Here is a 24,692-nt window from a genome sequence, read left to right as displayed (position 1 = left end):
ACTATTTCACACTTGGTTAACAAGGAAGAGGATCGTCAAGATGAATTCCAATGACGTCGTACAGGGTGATCTTGATCGGATGTGTAGAGACCTGAAGGAAGAGTTCACGGCACTCTCAGGAAAGCGCATCTTGATTACGGGTGGAGCCGGTTTCCTTGGACATTACTTTGTTCAGGCCGTGCTGCACTGGAACGCCCATAACGATCTGGGCGAGTCTCCAATCCAAGTCGTGGTATTCGATAACTTTAGTCGAGGTATGCCTGGGTGGCTTTCGGAGTTGGAAAAGGATCGCAATCTGTTGCTGGTACGGCACGATATTCGTAGTCCGCTTCCGGCCAATGTGGGTGATATTCAGTTTGTCATCCATGCAGCCTCGATCGCATCGCCGACATACTATAAACGAGATCCTATCGGGACCATGGATGCGAACGTCAACGGCCTGCGCATGTTGCTCGAGTACGCCCGCAATCAACAATCCACGAAGACCCCAGTCGAAGGGTTCCTATTTTTTTCAAGCAGTGAAATTTATGGAGATCCGACGCCGGACAATATTCCGACCCCGGAAACCTATCGTGGGTTCGTGTCATGTACCGGCCCGCGTGCCTGCTATGACGAGGCAAAGCGGTATGGTGAAACATTGTGCGTCAATTTTGCACATCAGTATGGAATCCCTGTGAAGGTCGCAAGACCATTCAACAACTACGGTCCTGGCCTGAAGATTAGTGATCGTCGTGTCATTCCTGACTTTGCGCGGGACATTATGAGTGATCGAGACATTGTAATGCTCTCAGATGGATCACCAAAACGAACATTTTGTTATTCGTCGGATGCCGTGACCGGGTACTACAAGGCTCTTGTCAAAGGACATCACGGTGAAGCGTACAACATCGGTGTCGAAACACCTGAAATTTCAATGGGTGAGTTAGCAGAAAAGTTGACGGCGTTTGCCAAAGATCTTTTCGGGTACAAGGGAAGAGTCATTCGTCGGGCAAGTGAAGATGCGAGCTATCTTATCGATAACCCAAATCGACGCTGTCCCGTCATCACCAAAGCGCGTAACCATCTAGGCTATCACCCCAGTGTCGCTCTCGACGAAGGCTTGAAACGGTCACTCATCTGGTATCAAGGCAATCCTGATGCACAGGATGCCTAGTTGAAGATCCGGGAGAAATTGGCATGAAGATCTCAATCATCGGAACGGGCTATGTTGGAATTGTGACAGGGGCTTGTTTCGCGGAAAAAGGCCACCATGTGCTGTGTGTCGATATCGATCAGGACAAGGTTGACTTGATCAACAATGGAACTGCCCCAATCTATGAACGGGGCCTTGATGATTTACTGAAACGCCATGCCGGAGACAGGCTGCGCGCCACAACTGATCTGGCCGATGCCGTTCAACAGACTGACCTGTCGATGATAGCCGTAGGGACACCTTTCGACGGAAATGAAATCGACCTGACATACATCAAGAATGTGTCCAAGCAACTTGGCTATGCCTTGAAGGCCAAACCTGGCTACCATGTGGTGCTCGTGAAGAGCACAGTCGTTCCAGGGACAACAGATGACGTGGTCTTACCGATTCTTGAGCAAGCGTCCGGGAAAAAAGCTGGTGCTGACTTCGGAGTGGGCATGAACCCGGAGTTTCTTACAGAAGGTGAGGCGGTCAACGAATTCATGTATCCGGACCGCATTGTCCTGGGGGGCATAGACCAACGAACGATTGAACGGCAGGCCGCCTTGTACCAAGGGTTCCCTGATGTGGAAGTGCTACGTACCAACAACAAAACGGCTGAAATGATCAAGTACGCGGCCAATAGCTTATTGGCAACCTGCATCTCATTCTCCAATGAGATTGCCAATCTCTGTGCTGCCATCAAAGATGTCGATGTGGTTGATGTGATGCATGGTGTGCATGTTAGTCGCTATTTAAGCGTTCAATTGCCCGATCACACACGTATTCAGCCGCCGGTTTCATCATTTCTTGCCGCCGGGTGTGGATTTGGAGGCAGTTGTTTCCCCAAAGACGTGAAAGCGCTTGCGGCCCATGGACAGAAGCATCACGTGCCGATGGATCTGCTGAACGCCGTGCTCACGATTAATGAGCGGCAGCCGCAACAGGTCATTCGTATTCTCAAGAAGCAGTTTCCTTCCTTGCATGGTGTCCGTATCAGCATCCTCGGTCTGTCATTTCGACCTGACACGAATGATATGCGGGAATCTCCTGCCATTCCGATCATACGAGCGTTGTTGCGAGAAGGGGCGAGAGTAAAAGGTTATGATCCGGTCGCCGCAGATGAGGCTCGCAAGCTGTTTTCTCCTCAGGAACTCGAACTAAGCCAGACACTGGCTGAAGGATTGACACAAGCCGATGCGGTTGTGCTGGTCACCCGATGGGAGGAATTTCTCAAGGTTCCGGATCTGCTCAAGCATCTCACCCCACGGCCTCTGTTTGTCGATGGACGCCGTCTGCTGAGTAAAGCATCAATTCCAGGATACGCAGGAATTGGATTGGAGACAACATGATCTTTCACGAAACCAAGCTCAAAGGCGCCTACCTCATCGATCTAGACAGAATCGCTGATGAGCGCGGGTTTTTCTCACGCCGTTGGTGTACCAAGGAATTTGCGCGACATGGGCTGAACCCAGCCGTTGTTCAAGTCAATATCGGCCACAATACAAAAAAAGGCACAGTGCGTGGCATGCATTTCCAGATCGATCCAAACAGCGAGGTCAAACTTGTCTACTGCTCAAGAGGGTCACTGTATGACGTTATCATTGACCTGCGTGAAGGATCTCCGACCCACGGACAGTGGATCGGGGCTGAGCTGACGGCCGAGAACGCTCGTATGCTGTATGTGCCGGAAGGATTCGCACATGGGTACCAAACGTTGGAGGATGAGACCGACCTTGTCTATCAGACCTCACAATTTTATGCCAAGGAATCGGCCACAGGCGTGAGATTCAACGATCCCGCCTTTGGCATTATATGGCCTTTACCGGTGAGCACGGTCTCCAGCGGAGATCAAAGCTGGGCTGATTACCAAAAGGAGGCACACAAGGCACATGGGTGAATTGGCAAGTCAGAAACGAGTCTTGGTGACAGGAGCGACCGGATTCATCGGTTCTCACACCGTACGTCCCTTGCTTCAACGGGGGTACGAGGTGCACGCCGTGTCTTCCAAACCCGCGCCTGCCTCCGATACGCCCGTCATCTGGCATCAGGCTGACCTCTTTGACAATGCCTGCAGCGCACGCCTCTTAGAGAACGTGCAACCCACACATCTGCTCCATTCAGCTTGGTATGTCGTCCCTGGAAAACTGATTTCGTCTGAATTGAATTTCGATTGGGTCCGTTCCAGCATGGAATTATTGAAGTCCTTTCAGCGGGAAGGAGGGAAGCGCATTGTGATGCCAGGGTCCAGTTATGAATATGACTGGAGTTATGGATACTGCCATGAGACGAGAACACCGACTGTTCCCAATACGACCTATGGCGCGTGCAAACATGCGCTGGATCTGATGGCACAGGCACTATGTCGAACGCATGGGCTGAGCTATGCGTGGCCACGTATATTCTTCCTCTATGGGCCGAATGAACATCCCGATCGGCTCGTGTCGTCCGTGATTCGCTCGGTGTTGCAAGGCCGAGAAGCCCGCTGTTCGCATGGAAGGCAGATTCGGGATTATCTGCATGTGCAGGATGTTGCGGATGCCATTGTGGCAGTACTCGATAGCACGATCGAGGGTCCGATTAATGTCGGCTCTGGAACAGCGGTGCCGTTACGCGACATGATTGTCACGATCGGTCGCACGCTGGGCCGAGAAGATTTGATTCGACTCGGTGCCATCCCAAGTCGGGCGAACGATGCGCCGATGGTGGTAGCAGACATCGAACGCCTGACCACTGCAATACAGTGGCAACCTCAATATTCCATGGAAGCAGGCCTCGCGCATACCATCGAGTGGTGGCGTGAACGGCAGGCGCAGGGTAACTAAGAGGAGCAATCGTGGAGAATATTGCGATTCTCGGATCCGGGATGGCCGGTTTCGGTGCAGCGCATCGGTTCCATAGTGAAGGCCATCGTGCGACGATCTATGAAAAACGTTCACACTATGGTGGACATACGGCGTCCTACGCATTCGAGAACGGCTTTACGATAGATGAGGGCCCCCATGTGTCCTTCACCAAAGTCGAACGAATGCAGAAACTGCTGGCAGACAGCGTGGATCAGAAATTTGAGCGGCTGCGCACCAAAGTCAATAATCATTGGAAAGGACATTGGATTAAGCACCCAGCTCAGTGCAATCTCTACGGACTTCCACAGGACCTGACCATCAACATCTTGAAGGATTTTATCCACGCGCAGCACCATGAGTACGGCGAAATTAAGAACTATCGAGACTGGCTTCATGCAAGTTTTGGCAAGACATTCGCCGAAACGTTTCCCATGGAGTACACGGTCAAGTATCACACGACAACGGCTGACAATATGAGTACCGACTGGGTCGGCCCGCGTTTGTATCGGGCCAACATCGAAGAAGTGTTGCGTGGCGCCCTCTCACCGTCAACCCCTGACGTCCATTACATCGACCAATTTCGCTATCCGTCACACGGAGGCTTTGTCTCGTATCTTCAGATGTTCTTGAAGCAGGCAGATCTTCAAACGGATCATGAGTTGCTGGAGATTCATCCCGCCAGAAAAGAACTTCGGTTCAAGAATGGAAAGGTCGCGTCCTACGACCATCTGGTCTCATCCGTGCCACTTCCTGATTTGATCAGGATGATCGCCGGTGTACCTACCGACGTGCTTGAAGCGTCTCACAAGCTCTCTTGCAGCACGGTTGTCATCGTAAGCATAGGAGTCGATCGAGCAGATCTCATCGATGCTCATTGGACCTACTTCTATGACCGTGACTATTTCTTCACTCGATTAAGCACTCCACATTTACAGTCACGACATAACGTACCGCCAGGGTGCGGAAGTCTTCAAGCGGAGTGTTACTATTCTGCCAAATATCGTCCGCTCGATCGAACACCGGATGCGTGTATTGAACCGGTGATCAATGACCTGAAACGCTGTGGGATCCTTCGAGAGGAAGACACCATTCTCTTCAAACATTCGATGCTTGTGCCTTACGGGAATGTCATTTTCGATTTGGAACGTGCACCCGCACTCAAGCTCATTCATGGCTACTTAGACGACATGGGAATCGCATACTGTGGGCGCTACGGTGATTGGGCGTATATCTGGACGGACGAATCCTTCATGAGCGGAGAACATGCCGCGCAAAAAGTACTGGACCGCTTGGGGTGAGGCATGGCCAACCTCTGACACCTGGTTATCCCACACGTGAGGCACACATGAAAGTTGTATTGTTTTGCGGAGGCTTGGGTATGCGGCTACGGGAATATTCAGAATCCATTCCTAAGCCGATGGTTCCAATCGGGTATCGTCCCATCATGTGGCACGTGATGAAGTACTACGCATACTTCGGACATAAGGACTTCATTCTTTGCCTGGGACACGGGGCGGATGTCGTGAAACGCTACTTCTTGCAGTACGATGAATGCCAGTCGAACGATTTTACGCTTTCGCAAGGCGGTAGGCATGTCGATTTGGTCAGTTCAGACATACAAGACTGGAATATTACTTTTGCCGATACCGGAGTCATTTCGAACATCGGGCAGCGCTTAAAGGCCGTGGAAAAGTATCTGGAAGGCGAGGACATGTTTCTTGCCAACTACAGCGACGGCCTCACGGACTTACCACTCGCATCCTATATTGAGCATTTCCGCGCCCACGACAAGATAGCCAGTTGCATCTGTATCACTCCACCACTCAGCTATCATGTCATCTCGTTGAGGCACGATGATCACGTGGACAAGATTGAGTGCATGAACCGCGGCACCATGAAGGTAAACGGCGGCTACTTCATTTTTAAGAAGGATATCTTCCGCTACATCCAGCCTGGAGAAGAACTCGTCGTTGAGCCATTCCAACGACTCATCAAGGAGAACCAACTGATCGGCTATCGGCACGATGGATATTGGGAGTGTATGGATACGTTCAAGGACAAACAACGCCTGGATGAGATGTATGCGCGTGGAGAAGCGCCCTGGGAACTGTGGAAACATCCCCAACACCGCTTGCAAGAGCAAGAGTTGGAATGTCAGCGTACAACTAGGTGACCGGTGAAATCCCAAGCTAAGTCATCTCTCGGTTTGATCAAGATCCGTCATAAGCAACTGACGGTGCTATGTCTCGGCGCTCATTCCGACGATATTGAGATTGGCTGTGGAGGCACGCTGCTGAGACTGCTGCAAGATCATCCTGAGAGCACGGTGGTGTGGGTCGTCTTCAGTGCGCGCGGACCACGAAAGCAGGAAGCACTGAAGAGCGCCCGTACTCTGCTCCACAATGCAGGCACCATTCGTATTATCACAAAAACATATAAAGAAAGTTTTTTTCCTTATCACGGCGAAACCATCAAGAAATGCTTTGAGGATTTAAAAGCAACCGTTTCTCCGGATCTGATTTTCACACACTATCGCGAGGACTTACATCAAGACCATCGCATTATCAGTGAGCTAACCTGGAACACTTTTCGAAAACACCAGATTCTGGAATATGAAGTTCCCAAGTACGATGGGGATTTGGGTCGGCCAAATTTCTACGTTCCACTGACGACCAACTATGCGCAGGAGAAAGTTGCGGTGCTCATGCGCGTATTCGCTACCCAACAGATTCGGCCTTGGTTTTCTGAGGACACGTTTTTCTCGCTGATGCGCCTACGTGGGGTCGAAGCTAACTCGTCTGAAAAACATGCTGAGGCTTTCTACGCCAGGAAAGTGATTTTAGCCGGCTGATGCCAAGACAACTAGGTCGGTACGGTTATTCTAGATCACCCCTTCCCTCTTGAAGCGACCTCCACTCGATCGACCTAAAAATACAAATGCACGGCTTCAATCAAACACATAGCCCAAACCGTTTGCAAAGCGGGTTCAGGACAATCGAGCCACATAAAGATGCGCTCCAGTCGTTTCCTAGTTGAACCGGGAAGATAGACGGCACTAAAGACAGCATAGGGTCAGACGAATGAAGTCCGCAGAGGGGAGAGAACATAAGGAACAGTCGACAAGCACCGGTTTGACGACGCGCGTCTTGATGCCGACTTGGCGACGGTTTTCTTCGCCCGCGTTTCGCGGAGGCTTGTTTGAAGCTCAAGATGTCTTCACCGAAATCGATGACGTAGATCTGTTATGCCTCGAAGCCAGTGCGTCGTGGCCAGGCCGGGAGAAGTGGCTTCGGCAGTTTCTGTGGCGAGATATTTCAAGACAGCTGATCTATGTCAACCCGGGGCTGCAGCCCGTTACGCTCCGCCAAGATTATGACTTGCTCGTCGTCCTTTGCCAGCAGTGGTACGAACTACTGTATCTCAACGCTGTGCAGGGATGGAGAGATCGATGCCGAACTGCGGTCTGCTGGCTTGATGAAGTCTATACGGCAGATCTCCCTGCTTCTCGCTATTGGCTCAACGCGCTGAATCACTTTGATCACATTCTCGTCCCCTACAAAAGCACGGCTGACGCACTCACCCGTCTCTTGGATCGTCCCTGTCACGTTGTGCCTCGCGCGGTTGATACCCTCCGATTTACGCCGTTTCCAGACAGGGTGATCGATGTGCTGAGCGTTGGGAAACGATTGCCGAAGATCCATTCTGGTTTATTGGAACTGGCCAAAGAGGATGGGCTGTTTTATCTACACGACACATTCACCGAAGGCGGCAACCTCATTATGCAGGATGTCGCGCAACATCGCACAATGTTTGCCAACATGCTCAAGCGCAGCAAATTTTTCATGGTCGCCCCCGGGAAAATCCTCGATTTTCACGAAACAAAGGGCCAGATGGAAGTGGGGATGCGCTATTACGAAGGAGCGGCAGCTGGTGCTGTATTGCTGGGTCAGGCTCCCGAGGGTGACACATTTCATGCTCTATTTGATTGGCCGCAAGCCGTGGTTTCAGTGCGGACAGATGGATCAGACATTGCCGACATCATCCGTGAGCTTCTGGCGAACCCACGATTACAGCATGAGATTAGCGCCCGAAACGTCTTCCATTCGGTGAGTCGCCATGACTGGCTCTATCGGTGGCAGACGATACTTGAACTTGCCGGTCTCTCTGTATCACCGCGCCTCAACGATCGTCAGGCACAGCTCCAAGCCGTCAGGGGTCGTTATTGGTCGAAGCAATGTTCCCTCCCTATGCCAGAGCTGGCGAGTGTGATTTCCTCTCACCCAGGAAGATCTTCAAGGTGAGGGAGGAAGCGCCGCAGGTCTAGAACTGTTTCATAAATCCATCAAGGGACAAATAGGCGATGCGATTGAAAGCCGGAGATTGGGTCGAGGTCAGAAGCAAGGAAGAAATCTTGGGGACTCTAGACAGCCAGGGACAACTCGAGCACGTGCCCTTTATGCCCCAAATGTTCAAATATTGCGGAAAACGGTTCAAGGTGTACAAGAGTGCCCACAAGACATGTGACACGGTGAATCCTATCAGAAGTCTTCGCGTGACTGATGCCATTCACCTTGAGTTGCGTTGTGATGGAGAAGCGTACGGAGGTTGTCAAGCGGCTTGTCTGATCTTTTGGAAGACTGCGTGGTTAAAGCCTGTAGAAGAGAACCATTCGGCGACTTCCCGAAACTCCACTATAGCCGGCAAAACACATGGAAATTGCGAGCATGGAGACTGCACCGAAGAGAATGTCTGGAGGGGGACCCGAAAAGATTTGATGGATGCAGACACCGCAATCAGGTACCAGTGTCAAGCCACCCAAGTTCCATATTACGGCGAGGCATTACCCTGGTGGGACACAAGACAGTATATAGAAGACTATCGGTCGGGAAATGTTGATCTTCTGCAGATGTTACGAGGAGGACTCTTTGCAACGTATGCAAGCCTTGTGCAGGCCGGAATCGGTCTTGGCCCACTCCTTAGCTGGCTCTATGACGTTGTGCAGAAGTTGTGGGGGGGCATCCCATGGCCTCGAAGATCCGGAACCATTCAGGCCGGTCAACCCACTCCAACCAAGATCCTAAATCTCCAACCAGGTGAACTGGTTCGGGTGAAGTCCTACAAGGAGATCCTGGCGACATTGGATACGGATGCCAGAAATCGAGGGTTGATGTGGGACAGGGATATGGTTCCGTTTTGCGATGGGATGTACCGTGTTAAAACACGACTGTCCCGATTTGTTGATGAAAAAACAGGAATGCTGATTAACATGAAAACTCCGGCCGTCATTCTTGAAGACGTGTGGTGCGGATCGCGATATAGCGACTGCAGAATGTACTGCCCAAGGAGTATTTATTCATGGTGGCGGGAGATCTGGCTCGAACGGGAACCAACTCAGGTACCCACAGCCAGGTCGACCGGAGCATTGAGCTGTCACTCCACTCACGACTGTAACGGAAGCAACACCTAAGTCTTTCAACGATACATCTTGATGTTGGCGGGTGTGTAGTCCCGCTTTTGTCGGTTCAGTCACGGTACTCATGACGCGGAGAAAGTATCTCCCCCGCGAGGTTGGATTTGTCGGCGCACCTACAGGAAGAGAAGCTGGAGAAGAGCGAGTTTTCCAAGAAATCATTACACAGTGGGGCAATTTCCATCCTGGCACAGGCTACGAACACGGCCGTGCAGATAGGAACCACGATATGTTTGGCTCGTCTTCTCGTACCAGAAGATTTTGGACTCGTTGCGATGGTATCCGCTCTGACGGGATTCGCCAATGTATTGATGGACCTGGGAACAAGGGATGCTGCGGTACAAAGACCTCAGATTACCCAGGAAGAATTGAGCACCTTGTTCTGGTTGACGACGGGACTAGGCGCCTTGTTTACCGCTGTGGTACTAGCTGCAGCTCCGCTGATCGGCGAGTTCTATCACGAAGAACGATTGATAAGAATTGCTCAGTTCTGGGGCCTGACGTTTGTTATCACCGCGCTCTCTTGTCAGCATGCGGCATTACTTCGCAGACAGTTGATGTTTCAAAAGGTCGCGTTGATCGAAGTGGCAGCCAACATTCTTGGGGCAGCCGTAGCGATCGGAATGGGCCTCTCCGGCAGTGGCTATTGGGCACTCGTTCTTCGGCCGCTCGTCACCGCTTGCGTGATGCTCATCCTGATCTGGTCCACCTGTCGGTGGCTTCCTGGATGGCCGGTGCTCTCAAAGGGAGTCAAAGAGACGGTGAAGTTCGGCCTCAACATTACCGGGTTCACAACCACGGACTATTTGGCGAAAGCGGCGGACCGCGTCGGTCTTGGTTATACAGTCGGAGCACGAGAACTGGGTTTGTATCATAACGCCGCGACGGTATATGAGAATGCTCTGACTGTCGTGACCCTTCCACTGCATTCCGTTGCCGTCGCAACTCTCAGCAGGTTGAGAGACAATGTGGAGGAGCTGAGACGAGCTTGGGCAACGGCACTCTCGTCCTTGACGTTTTTCGCCACACTGGCATTCGTCATTTTGGCCGTAATCGGTCAGGATCTGATCGTGTTGCTGTTGGGCAATAAATGGGTCGGTGCCAGCACACTTCTCGTCCTCTTTGCACTTCGCGGTCCCGCACAAGTCATTGAACGTACGCTGGGTTGGCTGCATGTGGCAGCGGGCCGACCGGATCGCTGGATGCGGTGGGGACTTCTCAGTTGTCTTGTTCAAATCGTAGCCGTCTTATGTGGGATTCCATTCGGTGCGATGGGAGTTGCGCTTTCCTACGGTATTTGTACGTATATTCTGTTTGTACCGGCCATTGTCTATGCCGGGCAGCCGCTTCAAATAGGCCTGCGGGAGTTGATGCCTGCCATTGTCCCTCCATTGATCGGAGCACTGATCGCCGAAGGAGTAGGATTTACACTTCGGACATTTTATTTGTCCGACCTTTCCTCTATCCAGCGCATGGCGGCACTTATTGTAGTCTGTGTCACCGCCTACGCCTTGATCACGGTGGGAATGTTCAGAATGACCAAACCGATGGACGTAGCAAAGCGACTGCTCTCGGATCTTTTACCCAATCGGCTGTCACGGATGTTGGGGTTGAGCACTGCCCATTAAGAAGTCATGCCTCTTGGTTTACACATTCGTAAAGCTGAAATTCATTGGTTATCAAGCTATGTATTGCCATGTACACTGGCCTGTTCCTAATTCTGGAAAGAGAATGAGCGGGACGTTAGGCTGAACCGTCCGCCATTGTGGAAGACTAAGAGATGATGCTTCAATATGTATTGATTACACCTGCAAGGAACGAAGCCCAATTTATCGAGCAGGTAATCAATTCACTTATAACTCAGACCATCCGGCCGGCCAAATGGGTCATTGTGAGTGACGGCTCAACAGACGGTACCGACGAAATTGTCAAACGGTATATCCAGATAGAATCATGGATCGAACTTGTACGAATGCCTGAAAGGAGGGAGCGGCATTTTGCCGGCAAGGTTCATTGTTTCAATGCAGGTTATCAACGGCTCGCCGGGGTTACGTACGATGTGATTGGGAACTTGGATGCCGATATTACGTTTGAGCCAGACTACGTGGAATTCCTTCTCACAAAGTTTGCCGATGACTGGCGGTTGGGAGTAGCCGGCACTCCCTTTGTGGAAGGGGCGGAATCGTATGATTATCGATTTACGAGCAGGCATCATGTTTCCGGAGCCTGTCAACTCTTTCGTCGGGATTGCTTTGAAGACATCGGTGGCTACCAAGCGATTCAAGGTGGTGGAATCGATTGGGTTGCTGTAACTACGGCAAGAATGAAGGGATGGAAGACAAGAACTTTCACTGAGCGGGTGTGCAGACACCACAGGGCTATGGGTACGGCCTCCAGCGGTAAACTGGGAGCTTGGTATAACTTAGGCAAGCAGGACTACTACCTTGGTGGCCATCTGCTTTGGCAAGTGTTCCGGTCCTGCCTCCAGATGAGAAGTAAGCCGTATGTGCTGGGAGGTGTAGCCTTACTCGCAGGTTTCATCTGGGGGGTCGTCACCAGAGCCAACAGACCGATCGGCCGCGACCTCATCGCCTTTCATCAACGGGAGCAGATGCAAAGGCTGCGTGATATGTTTCGCAAGCTATTCACTCGAATAACCATGCTACCTTCGAAGTGAGGAGAAGGAGGAGCCTGTTGTATCAGCGAAGCCACCGTTTTTAAACTCTGAATATGATACCGGCTCAGGCCTCATCGGATCAAAACGTTCAAGGTTGGATACAGCACAGGCATTGTAGAAGAGTTCTATGACGATAACAGGATAATCCTAGCCGGATTGGTGTAACACGGCGTAATGAGCCGCGTACTGCGCAGATTAATCTGGGCCAGTGGTACCCCGGTGTTCGCTGTCATGGCCATGACCATGATGTGGCCGATGAACCCACCGTTGACTGCTTGTAGCCCTGTCGATCCGGGACATGGTCAAGAATCAAGATTTCAAGCAGTGGACGTAGTCATACAGCCGTGGAAAGGACGTCACCATGTCTACGGGCTGTTCGTTATTCCTGATCGGTTTAAATATCATCGACTCTACGCTGTACGGTTGAGGATAGAAGGGATTGATGCCGAATTCTCTGCAGGCAGTCCTGAAAATGAGGAAGGTGACAGTCGTGTGCCGTTGCCTGGATATTTTCTCAGGAGAGCCTACCTTCCGACGCGAACTGCCTTGTGGTTTGTCATAACAGGACAATTTCGGAATTTGCAGGTCCCCTGTCACTGGTGGCTTGTATTCGTGGAACGTGTGCAGTGATCAACAACTCATCAGGAGAGGAGTACGGGGTATGAGTAGTAACGGAAAGGTGATGGTCGTAGGATTAGGCGAGATCGGCAAGCCTCTCCTTGAAGTGCTGTCGAAACACTATGAGACAGTGGGCATTGACATCACGCCTCCACCTGACTTGCCGGACCATGTTGATGTTATGCACGTCTGTTATCCATTTAGGATCCAGGATTTTGAGGGAGAAACAATCCGGTACATTCAACGATTCAACCCCAAAGTTACCGTTCTCAATAGTACGGTCGCCATTGGCACGACACGATCTATCGCAGATCGAGCCGGTGCAAAGGTCGTCAACAGCCCTGTGCGTGGCAAGCATATACGCATGGCAGCGGATCTCTTACATTATGACAAGTTCGTAGGGGGTCTCGACGCCGAAAGCGCGCGCGTCATTGCAGAACATTTCCATGGAGCAGGGATGAAGACGAGAGTGCTCAGCTCACCGGAGGCAACCGAACTGGCCAAGCTCACAGAAACCACCTATTTTGGATTACTCATCGCGTGGGCGCAGGAAATCGAGAGAGATTGCGATCAATTCGGTTTGAAGTATGACGAAATTGTTTCGATCTATGAAGAAGTCTCGTTCTTCCCACGCGTAAAGTATTTTCCAGGTATCATTGGCGGACATTGCGTCATGAGCAACATCGAAATCTTGAGCCAGCTAAAACGGTCGGATCTCTTGAAGGCGATCGAGTCATCCAATCAACAAAAAATTGATCGCGAGAATAGGAACAAGTGATCGCGGTCTGTGCGTTCCGTCGAATGCGGTAACGAAGTCTCCACATGGCCATCCTCGGATCAACCAAACAGCGGGTCTCACCTTCTGAGCGAGTGGATGCTCAGAAACTTAGCGATTCCGAATTCTCCGGTCTAGTCGGAAAACGGATGGCGGTTGTGTCGTTTTCGGCTTTTCCTGGGGATCCTCGCCCTCGAAGAGCGGCCGAAGCCTTTGCCGAGGCTGGCATGAGCGTCGAGGTGATCTGCCTAAAAGAAGCGGAGGCTGCCAAGAAAGATACATTCAAGGGGATACGAATCGATCGAATAGAGATTGCAAAATCCAGAAATTCGAAGTTTGGCTACGTGTTTCAATATTGCCTTTTTATCCTCATCGTATTCGTCATGCTGACGCTACGCTTTCCAATCAGACGCTACGACGTCATCCACATCCACAACATGCCTGATGTGTTGGTCTTCGCGGCGCTGATCCCCAAATTGTTCGGAACCAAGGTGATACTGGATCTGCATGATCCTATGCCAGAGCTCATGATGACAATCTTCAATACGAGAAAAGAAAGCTGGGCAGTGAGATTAATGGCATTCTTGGAGAAGCAGAGTATCACCTTCGCAGATATGGTGCTCACGGTAAATCGGACCTGTGAGGAATTATTTGCTTTGAGAAGCGGTGGGGCATCGAAGATCTCCGTTGTGATGAATACCCCCAATGAACAAATCTTCCGATATTCCCCTGTGAAACTCGATGACGCGGCAGTCTCAAGAATAGGGAAGCCGTTCGTAATCATGTATCACGGAACCCTGGTTGAGCGGAATGGTCTCGATCTTGCCGTAGAAGCGCTGGCGCAAGTCAGGCAGTCTGTTCCAGAGGCGGAATTGAGGGTATACGGTCCTCGGACTTTATATTTGGACGACGTATTGCACAGTCTTTCTGCGAAGGGGCTGGAGGAAGCCGTTGTATATCTGGGACCTCGAACGTTGGAAGAGCTTGCGCAAGCTATTGCACAATGTGATGTGGGAGTTATCCCAAATAAGCGGAGCATGTTTACGGAAATCAACACTCCGACGAGGATCTTTGAATATCTGGCGTTGGGGAAGCCCGTTGTGGCTCCGCGTGCAAACGGCATCGAGGCGTATTTTGATAAGGATTCGTTGGTGCTGTTCGAGTTAGGTAATGCCAATGATCTCGCTATGAAACTTAGCTGGGTGGCTACCCACCCAATGGAAGCCCTCGAGACCACGAAACGTGGACAAGCGATCTATCAGCAGCATGTATGGAGTAGAGAGAAAGAGAAGTTACTTAACCTCACGGCAGCACTGGTCCGGAGTCGGTAGGAGAGAGAAATCGCCATGATTGATCGTGTGGATAAACCTTCTAACACGGCGTTGACCCGCTTCAGTGAGAGGGATTCAATCTCTTTCGAGGAAATTACGCAAAGCGTGTCTGCGGTCCAGGAATGGGTCGAGGGGCAAGGGTATTGTGGGTATGAGCCCTTTGACGGCCTCTCGTCCTGGCTTCGACCATTGACATGTAAGTCGCTTTTGGGCGACAGGTTTCTCCAACAACTGATTCGTCAGTCTCCGATGAATCTGCGTCCTCTGCTTGGAGTGAAGCCAAAAGACTCGACCAAAGGGCGTGGATATATGGCGTCAGGGTATGTGCTGCTCTATCAGTTGACGAAGCGGCAAGAGTATCTTGACAAAGCGATCGACTGCTTGGAGTGGCTTGATCAGCACAAAGTCGAGCGGTTCACATATCACAGCTGGAGCAATCATTTTTCCTTTGCATCGCGATCCGGTCGATATACGCACGAGGACCCCATTATCGTATGGACGGCCTTAATCGGTCATGCATATCTCGACGCATTTGAGGTAACCGGGCATGACTGGCTCCTGCGAGTGGCGGATAGCGCATGTAATTGGATTCTAGAGCTTCCGCGAGAACAGACAGCGACCGGAGACTGTATCAGTTACATGGCGCATGTTCAGAGCTCCATCCACAATGCCAATATGCTCGGGGGAGGGATTTTGGCCAGAACGGCCAAGCATACGGGGAGTGAAGAATGTAGACGAGTAGCGCGTCAAGCTATGGAGTATAGTTGCTCTCGCCAGCGGCCTGACGGATCGTGGTGGTATGCGGAGACTCCGGAGCACCACTGGATCGACAATTTTCATACTGGGTATAACTTGGACGGGCTCAAGCACTATGCCGATTCCACAGGAGACCGATCCTATCTGAGGAATTTCGAGCAGGGACTGACTTATTATAAAGCCAATTTCTTCGAGCTGAACGGAAGACCTAAATACTATCATTCTCGAGCCTATCCCATCGATATTCAATGCGCCGCACAAGCCATCGATACGCTCGCATTCGTATCGGATCAGGATCAGGAGTCTTTGTCGCTCAGTCAGCTCGTGGCATCCTGGACGATCCATCACATGCAGGATAGACGAGGGTACTTTTACTACAGACAGTACCCATTGATGATGGCAAGAACCCCGATGCTTCATTGGGGACAGGCCACGATGTTCAAAGCGCTTGCACAATTGCTCTGCCGACGAGCATCGACGATTCAGTAGAGTTGAACCCCATCGAAAGCTCTTCATCGACCATGATTGGCGTCGTGGCTCAGGCAGGTGAATTTGAATTAGCACGAGAGTTTTTTGAGTTATTCAAGACGCCCTGGGAGTGGTACAGGCCTGACGAACAATATGACGTCGTATTGGTCGCGGGGGAGGATGCCAGCCGGCGAGTCTATCAGACGCACCTACTTGTTCTATATGGCGGTCAGGAAATCGGACTTGACACGCAATTCTCGATCAAATGCACGACATCTCATCATCCGACTGTTCTTTTATACCGTAACGGTTGTCTCCCCTTATACGGCAAGAGCTGTACCCTTCAGGCTGAAGGGATGAGTTTTTTACAAGACAAGAATTCGCATCAGATGGTCGGAGTTCTCAGTCAGGCAGGGAACCAAACCCTAGCGCGGGTAGGATACGATCTCTTTCAAGAAGTGAAGGCCTTGTTCCTGGACGGACAGCCGACCGAGCATGCGAGTGTTCCCACACTCGAGACACACATTGCCGTGCTCCGGGATCTCATCATCGGTGCGGGGGTGACGCTCATGGAGATTCCGCCCGTTCCCTCCGGTTACCGGTTCATCGCCTGCTTGACCCACGACGTCGATCATCCGCTCATGAGACGGCACCGCTGGGACCATACCATGTTCGGCTTTCTGTACCGAGCCATCTTTGGATCCTTGAGCAGGACGTTCACAGGTAGGATGCCTGTTCGTCATCTCCTGGCGAATTGGGCAGCGGTGGCAAAAGTCCCGCTCATGTATTTGGAGATAGTTGAAGATCTATGGCATCGCTTCGATCGCTATCGCGATATCGAAAAGGAAGCGGAATCCACTTTCTTTGTCTTGCCGTTCAAGAATGATCCAGGACGCACGGTCCAAGGCCTAGCTCCTCAAAAGCGAGCATCAAGTTATGCGGGAATTGAGCTTGTCGACCAGCTACGAACTCTGGTGTCTCGAGGGTCTGAAGTCGGGCTTCATGGCCTCGACGCGTGGATCGACAGCGCGAGAGGAATACAGGAGCGTGAACAGGTGGTTCACGTGACGGGTTCTTCACATGTCGGAGTACGGATGCACTGGCTCTACTTTGCAGCCGACTCTCCTGAGAAGCTTGAGCGTGCGGGATTCGCCTATGATTCGACCGTTGGCTATAACCATACGATTGGGTATCGTGCCGGGACTACGCAAGTGTTCAAGCCATTAGGCGCGACCACTCTGTTAGAACTTCCGCTCCACATCATGGATACGGCACTGTTCTATCCCGATTATCTAAATTTGAGCGAGAGAGAGGCTGAGAGCCAAATACAGGCTTTGATCGATCATGCGCATATGCATGGCGGAACTATCACGATCAATTGGCACGATCGAAGCCTTGCCCCGGAACGACTGTGGGGAGAGTTTTATGCCAGGCTCCTCGATACGCTCAAAGGGGAGGGAGCGTGGTGTACAAGCGCAACTCGTGCGGTGACCTGGTTTCAGAATCGTCGCTCCGTTGTGTTCAGAAAGAGCGACCGAGGCATGCAAGTAGACTTTAATAATGTCGCCATCAAGACCAATGATGGCGACCCTCCCTTGAGAGTAAGAGTGTACAATCCTCAGGGATCCTCCGAAGGCTTGAGATCACCATACGTCGATACAACACTGACGATCGACCACATGCGCGTCGCACCTACCACCCCTGCGTGTATCTACTCCTGACTATAACAAGACATGTCTGAAGCTCTACCACATCTTTGCGTGTGTGTCTGCACGTTCAAACGGCCCACTCTACTGAGGAGATTGTTGGGGGAACTCCACGCTCAAGATACTAGAGGATTATTCACCTTCTCAATCCTGGTTGTTGATAATGATCAGGCCGAGTCGGCAAGAGGGGTAGTAGAGGACTTCTCAGCTGCTTCAGCCCTCCCCCTGTCTTATCATGTGGAGCCTCGACAGAATATTGCCTGTGCACGGAATAGAGCGGTTCGACACGCCAGCGGAGACTTTCTCGCATTTATCGATGATGATGAGTTTCCGATCAAATGCTGGCTACTCACGCTATTTGCAACTTGTCGAAAGTATCAAGTCGACGGTGCTTTAGGTCCTGTGAAGCCGCATTTCGATCAGACACCCCCACGATGGGTTGTGAAGGGAAAGTTTTACGAACGACAGACCTATCCGACAGGATTCGTGATCGACTGGAGGAAAGGAAGAACCGGTAATGTGTTGTTAAAGATGCATGTGTTTTCAGGGTTGGAGCAGCCCTTCGAGCCTTTGTTACGGAACGGAGAGGACCAGGACTTCTTTCGTCGGGCGATTGGCAGAGGATATAGCTTTGTCTGGTGTAACGAAGCGGTTGCCTATGAAGAAGTCCCCCCGATGCGCTGGAAGCGGACATTTATGTTGAGAAGGGCACTGCTGCGCGGCGCAAGTGAAAGAATGATGCCGACATTTGGGTTACGCGATATTGCGAAGTCTCTCGTGGCGATTCCTCTATACGTGCTTGCGATACCGTTTGCATTGTTTATAGGGCAGGATCGTCTCATGGGTCTTCTGGTAAGGCTCTGCGACCATCTCGGGAAGTTGCTGGCTGCGGTCGGAATCAACCCGGTTGCCGAGCCCTATGTAACTGAGTAGGTCGTCAAGCACTGACGCGGTTGAGCGAAAACGCATCGGTTGGAGGAGACACAACGTGCCTGAACTAGATGCGAGATACAGCGTCGAGGTGGACGAGGTTGATGAAGCGACGTGGTATCAACTGCTCGATCAGTTCGATGACGCGAATATCTATCAGACGTGGGCGTACGGACTGATTAGGAGTGGACATCGCAATATCAGCCACCTCCTGCTGAAACGACAAGGACGGGTGGTTGCGATGGCACAAAGCCGAATCGCGAAGGCTCCGGTGGTCGGCGCGGGGATTGCCTATGTGATGTGGGGGCCCATATGGAAATTGAAGGACGAGCATTCTGACCCAGCGGTGCTTCGTCAGGCGATTCGGGCTTTGCGCAATGAGTATGCCAGAACCAGAGGCCTGTTGGTCCGTTTGTATCCGACACTGTTTGAAGAAAAGGATGGATGGGTCCTGCCGATTTTGGAGGAAGAAGGGTTTGTGCGAGCAAGCAACGAGAGGCGGACACGAACGATTCTTATGGACCTGACGCCTTCACTCGATGAGCTCCAAGAGAGATTGCTCCCTCACTGGCGGCGGGAGCTGAAAGTAGCGGGTAAGCAAGACGTTGAGATCACTGAAGGGCGGGAGGATGACCTGTTTGAGAAATTCATCGATATGTACAAGGAGATGGTCGCAAGAAAACAGTTTCAAGAACCGAACGACATTCATGAATTTCGAGACATGCAACGGTGTTTGCCCAACGAATATAAGATGCAGCTGATACTCTGCCATTCTCATGACGGAGACTGCGCTGGTCTCATTTGCAGCGCGATCGGTTCTACTGCAGTGTATCTGTTTGGCGCGACCACGACGGTCGGGTTGAAACGTAGAGGATCGTATCTCCTCCAATGGAAGTTGATCCAGAGACTGAAAGAGGCTCACGTGACGCAGTATGATCTGAACGGGATCAACCCGGAGACGAATGCCGGCACGTATAAGTTCAAGAGAGATCTCGCTGGTGAGAAAGGGCGAACGGTGAGTTTTCTGGGCCGGTTCGATTCATGCGAGAGCAGGCTGAGTCTTGCCTGTGTGACGATGGGAGAGAAATTAAGACGAATAAGTCGAGCCCTGACGTGATCCCAGCGATCTGCGAAGCGAATCATTCCCCTCGAACGACTGGTGCGCTTATCATCAATGCCGATGATTGGGGAAGAGATCGCACAACGACTGATCGGACATTCGATTGCATACGCTGTGGAACGGTGTCTGCCGTGAGCGCCATGATGTTTATGGATGACTCCGAACGAGCGGCCGCGATGACTTATGAACATGGAATTGATACCGGCCTGCATCTCAACCTGACCACGCGGTTCTCGGCAAGACAATGCTCCTCAAGACTCAGAGAGAGCCAGGAAGGACTCGCCAGATACCTCTTGCGACACCGCTTCATGCAGGTACTGTTTCATCCTGGACTCACCAAACAATTTGACTATGTCGTGAAGATGCAACTTGATGAATATAATCGTCTGTATGGAGAGGCACCGGCACGTATCGACGGGCATCATCACATGCACCTCTGTGCGAACGTGCTGGTTCAGGGCTTATTGCCGCAGCACACTATCGTCAGGAGAAATTTTTCCTTTGAGATGGAGGAAAAGAGCCTCGGAAACCGTCTCTATCGCCAGTGGATCGATAGTCGACTGGAAAGACGCCATCGTCTCACTGATTATTTTTTCTCGCTTGCTCCGATCACGCCCCAAAAGCGCCTGGATCGGATTTTCTCGTTATCTCGCAATTTTGTGGTCGAAGTGGAAACTCATCCAGTTAATCATGATGAGTATTCGTTCCTGAGGGAAGCAGTTGGTGCGCACTTAATTGAAAGAGACGTGATCGTACATCCATTTGCTGTCGTGACGGCACAGTTGTCATCCGAGGGGATTTGAGGCGATGCCAGGAATCGTCGGACTACACACAAGAATGTCTCGTGAGTGGGCGGAAGTTCAACTCAAGCTGATGGTTGAGCGTCTGCAGCACGAGAGTTTTTATATCGCTGGGACTTGGGTGGATGAATCTCTAGGGCTTTATGTGGGGTGGGTAGCGAGAAGGAACTCATTTTCGGAAGATATGCCTCTGAGAAATGCGGATGGCAACCTCACATTGATCTTTTCCGGAGAGGACTTCTCCGATCCTGAGTCCAATCAGGATAGGAGCCCCTCTGGGATTCGCGGCATGGCAAGTCCATCCTCATATCTGGTACGACGGGCCGAGTCGGAGACGAATTTCCCCTGTGGGCTAAATGGGAGGTTTCATGGTCTCCTGGCAGACCGGGTGCGCGGAACGACTACGCTGTTTAACGATCGGTATGGAATGCACCGGCTTTATTATCACCAATCCAAAGAGGCAGTCTACTTTTCGGCTGAAGCCAAGGCCATTCTTGCTGTGCGACCTGAACTTCGGAGGATAGAACCTCGTGCCTTCGGAGAGTATGTCACATGCGGATGTGTATTAGAGAATCGAACGCTTTTTGAGGGGATTGCGGTGCTGCCTGGTGGGTCGAAGTGGGCTCTAAAGAATGGCTCCGTGGAATGCAAAGAGACGTATTTTCAACCAAGAGAATGGGAAGAACAGGAGAGACTGGATCCGGAATCCTATTATCAAATACTGCAGGACATATTTATTAGTAAACTCTCACGGTACTTCGTATCGAACGAACCGATTGGCATGTCCTTAACCGGTGGCCTTGATTCCCGCATGATTATGGCGTGGCATAAGCCTCGTCCAAGGACGCTTCCCTGTTACACCTTTGGCGGCATGTATCGTGACTGTCAGGATGTTGTGGTAGCACGACAGGTGGCTCGTATTTGCGAGCAACCGTACGAGGTGATTGATGTCGGAAAAGATTTCCTCTCGCGATTCCATCACTATGCGGAACGCGCAGTCTATTTGACAGACGGCTGTGCCGATGTCCGGCGAGCGTCCGATCTCTATCTCAATGAGCGAGTCCGAGAAATCGCGTCTGTCAGGATGACGGGGAACTACGGTAGCGAAGTACTACGGGGAGTACGAGCCTTTAAACCGAACCGACCAGTACCAGGTTTGTTTAGCCAGGATGTGCTTCCCTACCTCAGCCAGGCAGAAGAGACGTATTACTCACTGCTTCTAGGTCATCCCGTATCGTTTGCTGTCTTTAAACAGGCGCCCTGGCATCACTATGGACTGTTGGCTCTCGAGGAGACGCAAGTGTCCATCAGATCGCCCTATCTTGATAACGACCTTGTTCAGACTGTGTTTCGTGCTCCTCAATCGGCTCTTGCTACCTACGATGTGTGCTTGAATCTGATCGCAAATGGTAACCCTGTATTGCGAGACATCCCTACAGATCGCGGTGTGGGTAGGAAGGGGATGGCCGGAAGAGGTTTGCGAAAGTGGGAAGAGGTTCTTGTAAAGTCCGAATACGCGTTTGACTATGGGATGCCTCAATGGCTGGCACGGATCAACCATGCCGTATCTGTCCTGCATCTAGAACGAATGTTTCTGGGAAGACACAAGTTCAACCACTATCGGGTGTGGTATCAAGATGTCCTTAGTGATTACGTTCGGCAGATCCTGCTGGATCCTCGCACCCTCTCACGACCATACGTCCAAAGAAGTCAAATCGAGGCTATTGTTCAAGAACATTTAAGCGGAAGTCGAAATCATACCAATGAGATTCACGTTATGCTTACTCTCGAGCTTCTGCATCGTGTGCTTATTGATAAGCCCTAGTATCTGCTCATGGCAACTGTGGGGAGGAATCCGATGTTAACCGCCACACACGAGGTAAGTATCAAGGGTAGGATGCAGGAGGTACCAGCATTCCACCTGGATGATGTGGCGATCATTACAAAAGGCAAATTTTTACATATCGCAGAGATATTCGATGAGTATTGGCTTCCTGGGGTTAGTCTTCCGGACCCGTATCACGTGCTGTCAGAATTACAAGGTGTTGAGTATAAGCCTGACCTTTTCACCTTTGCGCAGCGTGTTCCTGATACCCAACCTAGATTTCCATTTTATATGGAGTCGGACAATGTGGCTGTGATCCACCTCTCGTCATATGATGAATGGTTCAGCAAGCAAATCTCGTCTGCCAGTCGAAGAAATATACGTGCGAGCGAAAAAAAAGGCGTTACTGTGAAACAGGTGACATTTGATGACGAATACGTCCGCGGGATTATGTCAATCTATAATGAGTCACCAGTCAGAGCGGGAAGGCAATTCTGGCATTTCGGCAAGGACTTTGGGCGTGTTGAGGCTGAAAACGGAACCTATCGTGAAAGAAGTACTTTCCTGGCAGCCTACGCTGAAGGGGAAATGATCGGCTACTTGAAACTTGTTTGGGACGTGAAGAGTGCTGCAATCATGCAGATCATATCGAAGCTGAAGTATCGCGAAAGACGGCCAAACAATGCGTTGTTATCAGAAGCAGTCAGACTCTGCACGGAAAAAAGTATTCCGTACTTACTTTACGAAAGCTATGTGTATGGCAACAAGATAGATAGTTCGCTCACTAGATTTAAGAGAGAGAACGGTTTTGTCAGGATGGATGTCCCACGTTATTTTGTTCCGCTCACTCTCAAAGGTAATCTCTGTCTCAAATTGGGCCTGCACAAAACTCTCAAGGACCTTATCCCATACTGGCTTCGAAGCCGCCTTGTGCGTGCTCGAGATGAGTGGTATTCCAGACGCGGTCTAAGAGACTAATCGATATCAGTCTCTAGTGTTTGAGATCCACATTAGTCGACCCCGCTCCTTCATTCAATCACAAATAGCAGATCATGGTAAAAGCAGTCGCTCTGGTTCTCTCTCTTGTAGTGAGCCTCCTCCTGTCCGAGGTGCTCGCAAGGCTGCTCTTGAATCCCGCGGACATTTTGTCTGCTGGAGTCGTACAGGATAGCGTGCTAGGGATCACAGTAGCGCCCAACACTTCCGGCTTTGACACATGGGGATTTCGAAACAAAACAGTCCCATCGGCAGCCGAAGTTGTAGCAATCGGGGATTCTCATACTTATGGCAATACGGCAGGCATGGAAGACGCCTGGCCAGCAGTCGCAGCCAGGCAAACAGGGTTGAATGTCTACAACCTCGGCCTCGGCGGATATGGTCCTAACCAATACTACCATCTTCTCACTGCTAAAGGTCTCACGCTTCATCCCCGATGGGTCATATGCGGTCTGTATATGGGCGATGATTTTGAAAACGCGTTCTTGGTGACCTATGGCCTTGAGCATTGGTCATACTTGCGGCAAGAAAGATGGGAGAAGGTCGATGCCAACATATGGGGATCGTCTGAGCCGCCCGTTTGGGGGGCTGGGCTGAGAAACTGGCTGTCTGAACATAGCATGGTGTACCGGTTGATCTTCCATGGGCCGCTCTTCGCCATGGTGAAAGAAGGTGTTCGGTTCAAAGAGGTGACGGAAATTAGCGATCCGTATACAACCGCACTTATCATCAAAGAGCAGAATATTCGTGAGGCTTTTCGCCCAATTGGTATCGCGGAACGCCTGGATGAGCGAAGTGGCCCTGTACGGGAAGGCATGCGCATCACATTTCATCTGCTGAAGGAAATGGATCAAGTGTGCAAAAGCGAAGGATGTCGTTTTCTCGTCGTGATTATTCCCACGAAGGAGACCGTGTTTTCAGAGTACTTGGAAAGGGACCCCCAACTTCATTTGCATGACGCGCTGATGCGGGTGATTACGAATGAACGATCCGTAAAGGGTGCACTGACAGACTTCCTCGCTAGTGCCGGAATCGCCTACCTGGACCCACTGCCGATGCTGAAACAATCCGTTAGCCGACAACTCTATGCGCAAACCACGCGTGATATGCACCCGAGTAAAAACGGCTATAGGGTGATCGGTGAGGCTGTGAGTCAGTACATTAACTCTGCGAAGTAACCGGGTGAACTATCAGGTGTCGCAA

Annotated in this window: 21 protein-coding genes; all 21 read left to right on the top strand. The window is 51.2% G+C overall.

Annotation, left to right across the window (positions count from 1 at the left end; genetic code table 11):
- Window positions 1-40: 40 nt before the first annotated feature.
- Entirely contained in the window at window positions 41-1,153 is a 1,113-nt protein-coding gene (locus COMA1_RS12795) for an NAD-dependent epimerase/dehydratase family protein (protein ID WP_090749132.1), read from the top strand.
- 23 nt (window positions 1,154-1,176) lie between these two features.
- Window positions 1,177-2,523 carry a UDP-glucose dehydrogenase family protein gene (locus COMA1_RS12790; RefSeq protein ID WP_090749130.1) on the top strand — a complete coding sequence of 449 codons (1,347 nt, stop codon included), beginning with the start codon at window positions 1,177-1,179 and terminating at the stop codon, window positions 2,521-2,523.
- A complete protein-coding gene (rfbC, locus tag COMA1_RS12785) occupies window positions 2,520-3,071 on the top strand; it encodes a dTDP-4-dehydrorhamnose 3,5-epimerase (RefSeq protein ID WP_090749129.1) in 552 nt (183 codons plus the stop codon). Before COMA1_RS12790 ends, rfbC begins: the two co-directional genes overlap by 4 nt.
- Window positions 3,064-3,996: an NAD-dependent epimerase/dehydratase family protein gene (locus tag COMA1_RS12780; protein WP_090749127.1), complete on the top strand. Its 933-nt coding sequence runs from the start codon at window positions 3,064-3,066 to the stop codon at window positions 3,994-3,996. The genes rfbC and COMA1_RS12780 overlap by 8 nt, the downstream gene beginning before the upstream one ends.
- An 11-nt stretch (window positions 3,997-4,007) precedes the next feature.
- Window positions 4,008-5,315, top strand: a complete 1,308-nt coding sequence (locus COMA1_RS12775) for a protoporphyrinogen/coproporphyrinogen oxidase (protein ID WP_218055380.1) — start codon at window positions 4,008-4,010, stop codon at window positions 5,313-5,315.
- Window positions 5,316-5,362: 47 nt separating this feature from the next.
- The gene (locus COMA1_RS12770) at window positions 5,363-6,190 is read left to right on the top strand and encodes a sugar phosphate nucleotidyltransferase (protein ID WP_090749125.1); all 828 of its coding nucleotides are present in this window, start codon (window positions 5,363-5,365) and stop codon (window positions 6,188-6,190) included.
- Between the two features lie 3 nt (window positions 6,191-6,193).
- Window positions 6,194-6,868, top strand: coding sequence for a PIG-L deacetylase family protein (locus tag COMA1_RS12765; RefSeq protein WP_218055379.1), 675 nt, complete (start codon window positions 6,194-6,196; stop codon window positions 6,866-6,868).
- A 229-nt stretch (window positions 6,869-7,097) separates the two neighbouring features.
- Complete coding sequence (locus COMA1_RS12760) at window positions 7,098-8,318, top strand: glycosyltransferase family protein (protein WP_090749123.1); 1,221 nt, start codon at window positions 7,098-7,100, stop codon at window positions 8,316-8,318.
- 59 nt (window positions 8,319-8,377) lie between these two features.
- Entirely contained in the window at window positions 8,378-9,484 is a 1,107-nt protein-coding gene (locus COMA1_RS12755; protein ID WP_176698038.1) for a hypothetical protein, read from the top strand.
- A gap of 107 nt (window positions 9,485-9,591) precedes the next feature.
- Window positions 9,592-11,115 carry a lipopolysaccharide biosynthesis protein gene (locus COMA1_RS12750; protein WP_176698037.1) on the top strand — a complete coding sequence of 508 codons (1,524 nt, stop codon included), beginning with the start codon at window positions 9,592-9,594 and terminating at the stop codon, window positions 11,113-11,115.
- A gap of 152 nt (window positions 11,116-11,267) precedes the next feature.
- On the top strand, window positions 11,268-12,164 hold the full coding sequence (locus COMA1_RS12745; protein ID WP_090749119.1) for a glycosyltransferase family 2 protein: 897 nt from the start codon (window positions 11,268-11,270) through the stop codon (window positions 12,162-12,164).
- A 661-nt stretch (window positions 12,165-12,825) separates the two neighbouring features.
- On the top strand, window positions 12,826-13,560 hold the full coding sequence (locus tag COMA1_RS12735; protein ID WP_090749114.1) for a Rossmann-fold NAD(P)-binding domain-containing protein: 735 nt from the start codon (window positions 12,826-12,828) through the stop codon (window positions 13,558-13,560).
- 44 nt (window positions 13,561-13,604) lie between these two features.
- Window positions 13,605-14,888, top strand: coding sequence for a glycosyltransferase family 4 protein (locus COMA1_RS12730; RefSeq protein WP_090749112.1), 1,284 nt, complete (start codon window positions 13,605-13,607; stop codon window positions 14,886-14,888).
- Window positions 14,889-14,903: 15 nt separating this feature from the next.
- A complete protein-coding gene (locus tag COMA1_RS12725; protein ID WP_090749109.1) occupies window positions 14,904-16,133 on the top strand; it encodes a glycoside hydrolase family protein in 1,230 nt (409 codons plus the stop codon).
- A gap of 32 nt (window positions 16,134-16,165) precedes the next feature.
- The gene (locus COMA1_RS12720; protein WP_090749107.1) at window positions 16,166-17,833 is read left to right on the top strand and encodes a polysaccharide deacetylase family protein; all 1,668 of its coding nucleotides are present in this window, start codon (window positions 16,166-16,168) and stop codon (window positions 17,831-17,833) included.
- Window positions 17,834-17,845: 12 nt separating this feature from the next.
- Complete coding sequence (locus tag COMA1_RS12715) at window positions 17,846-18,751, top strand: glycosyltransferase family 2 protein (protein ID WP_090749105.1); 906 nt, start codon at window positions 17,846-17,848, stop codon at window positions 18,749-18,751.
- 55 nt (window positions 18,752-18,806) lie between these two features.
- Window positions 18,807-19,865: a lipid II:glycine glycyltransferase FemX gene (locus COMA1_RS12710; protein ID WP_090749103.1), complete on the top strand. Its 1,059-nt coding sequence runs from the start codon at window positions 18,807-18,809 to the stop codon at window positions 19,863-19,865.
- Window positions 19,862-20,671: a ChbG/HpnK family deacetylase gene (locus COMA1_RS12705; protein WP_176698036.1), complete on the top strand. Its 810-nt coding sequence runs from the start codon at window positions 19,862-19,864 to the stop codon at window positions 20,669-20,671. The genes COMA1_RS12710 and COMA1_RS12705 overlap by 4 nt, the downstream gene beginning before the upstream one ends.
- Window positions 20,672-20,675: 4 nt before the next feature.
- Window positions 20,676-22,493 carry an asparagine synthase-related protein gene (locus COMA1_RS12700; RefSeq protein WP_090749098.1) on the top strand — a complete coding sequence of 606 codons (1,818 nt, stop codon included), beginning with the start codon at window positions 20,676-20,678 and terminating at the stop codon, window positions 22,491-22,493.
- 33 nt (window positions 22,494-22,526) lie between these two features.
- Window positions 22,527-23,471, top strand: coding sequence for a GNAT family N-acetyltransferase (locus COMA1_RS12695; RefSeq protein WP_090749096.1), 945 nt, complete (start codon window positions 22,527-22,529; stop codon window positions 23,469-23,471).
- A gap of 74 nt (window positions 23,472-23,545) precedes the next feature.
- Window positions 23,546-24,667, top strand: coding sequence for an SGNH/GDSL hydrolase family protein (locus tag COMA1_RS12690; protein ID WP_090749094.1), 1,122 nt, complete (start codon window positions 23,546-23,548; stop codon window positions 24,665-24,667).
- Window positions 24,668-24,692: the final 25 nt, after the last annotated feature.

The organism is Candidatus Nitrospira nitrosa, assembly GCF_001458735.1.
Taxonomy (GTDB): Bacteria; Nitrospirota; Nitrospiria; order Nitrospirales; family Nitrospiraceae; genus Nitrospira_D; species Nitrospira_D nitrosa.
This window is presented reverse-complemented; position numbering and strand designations above follow the sequence as displayed.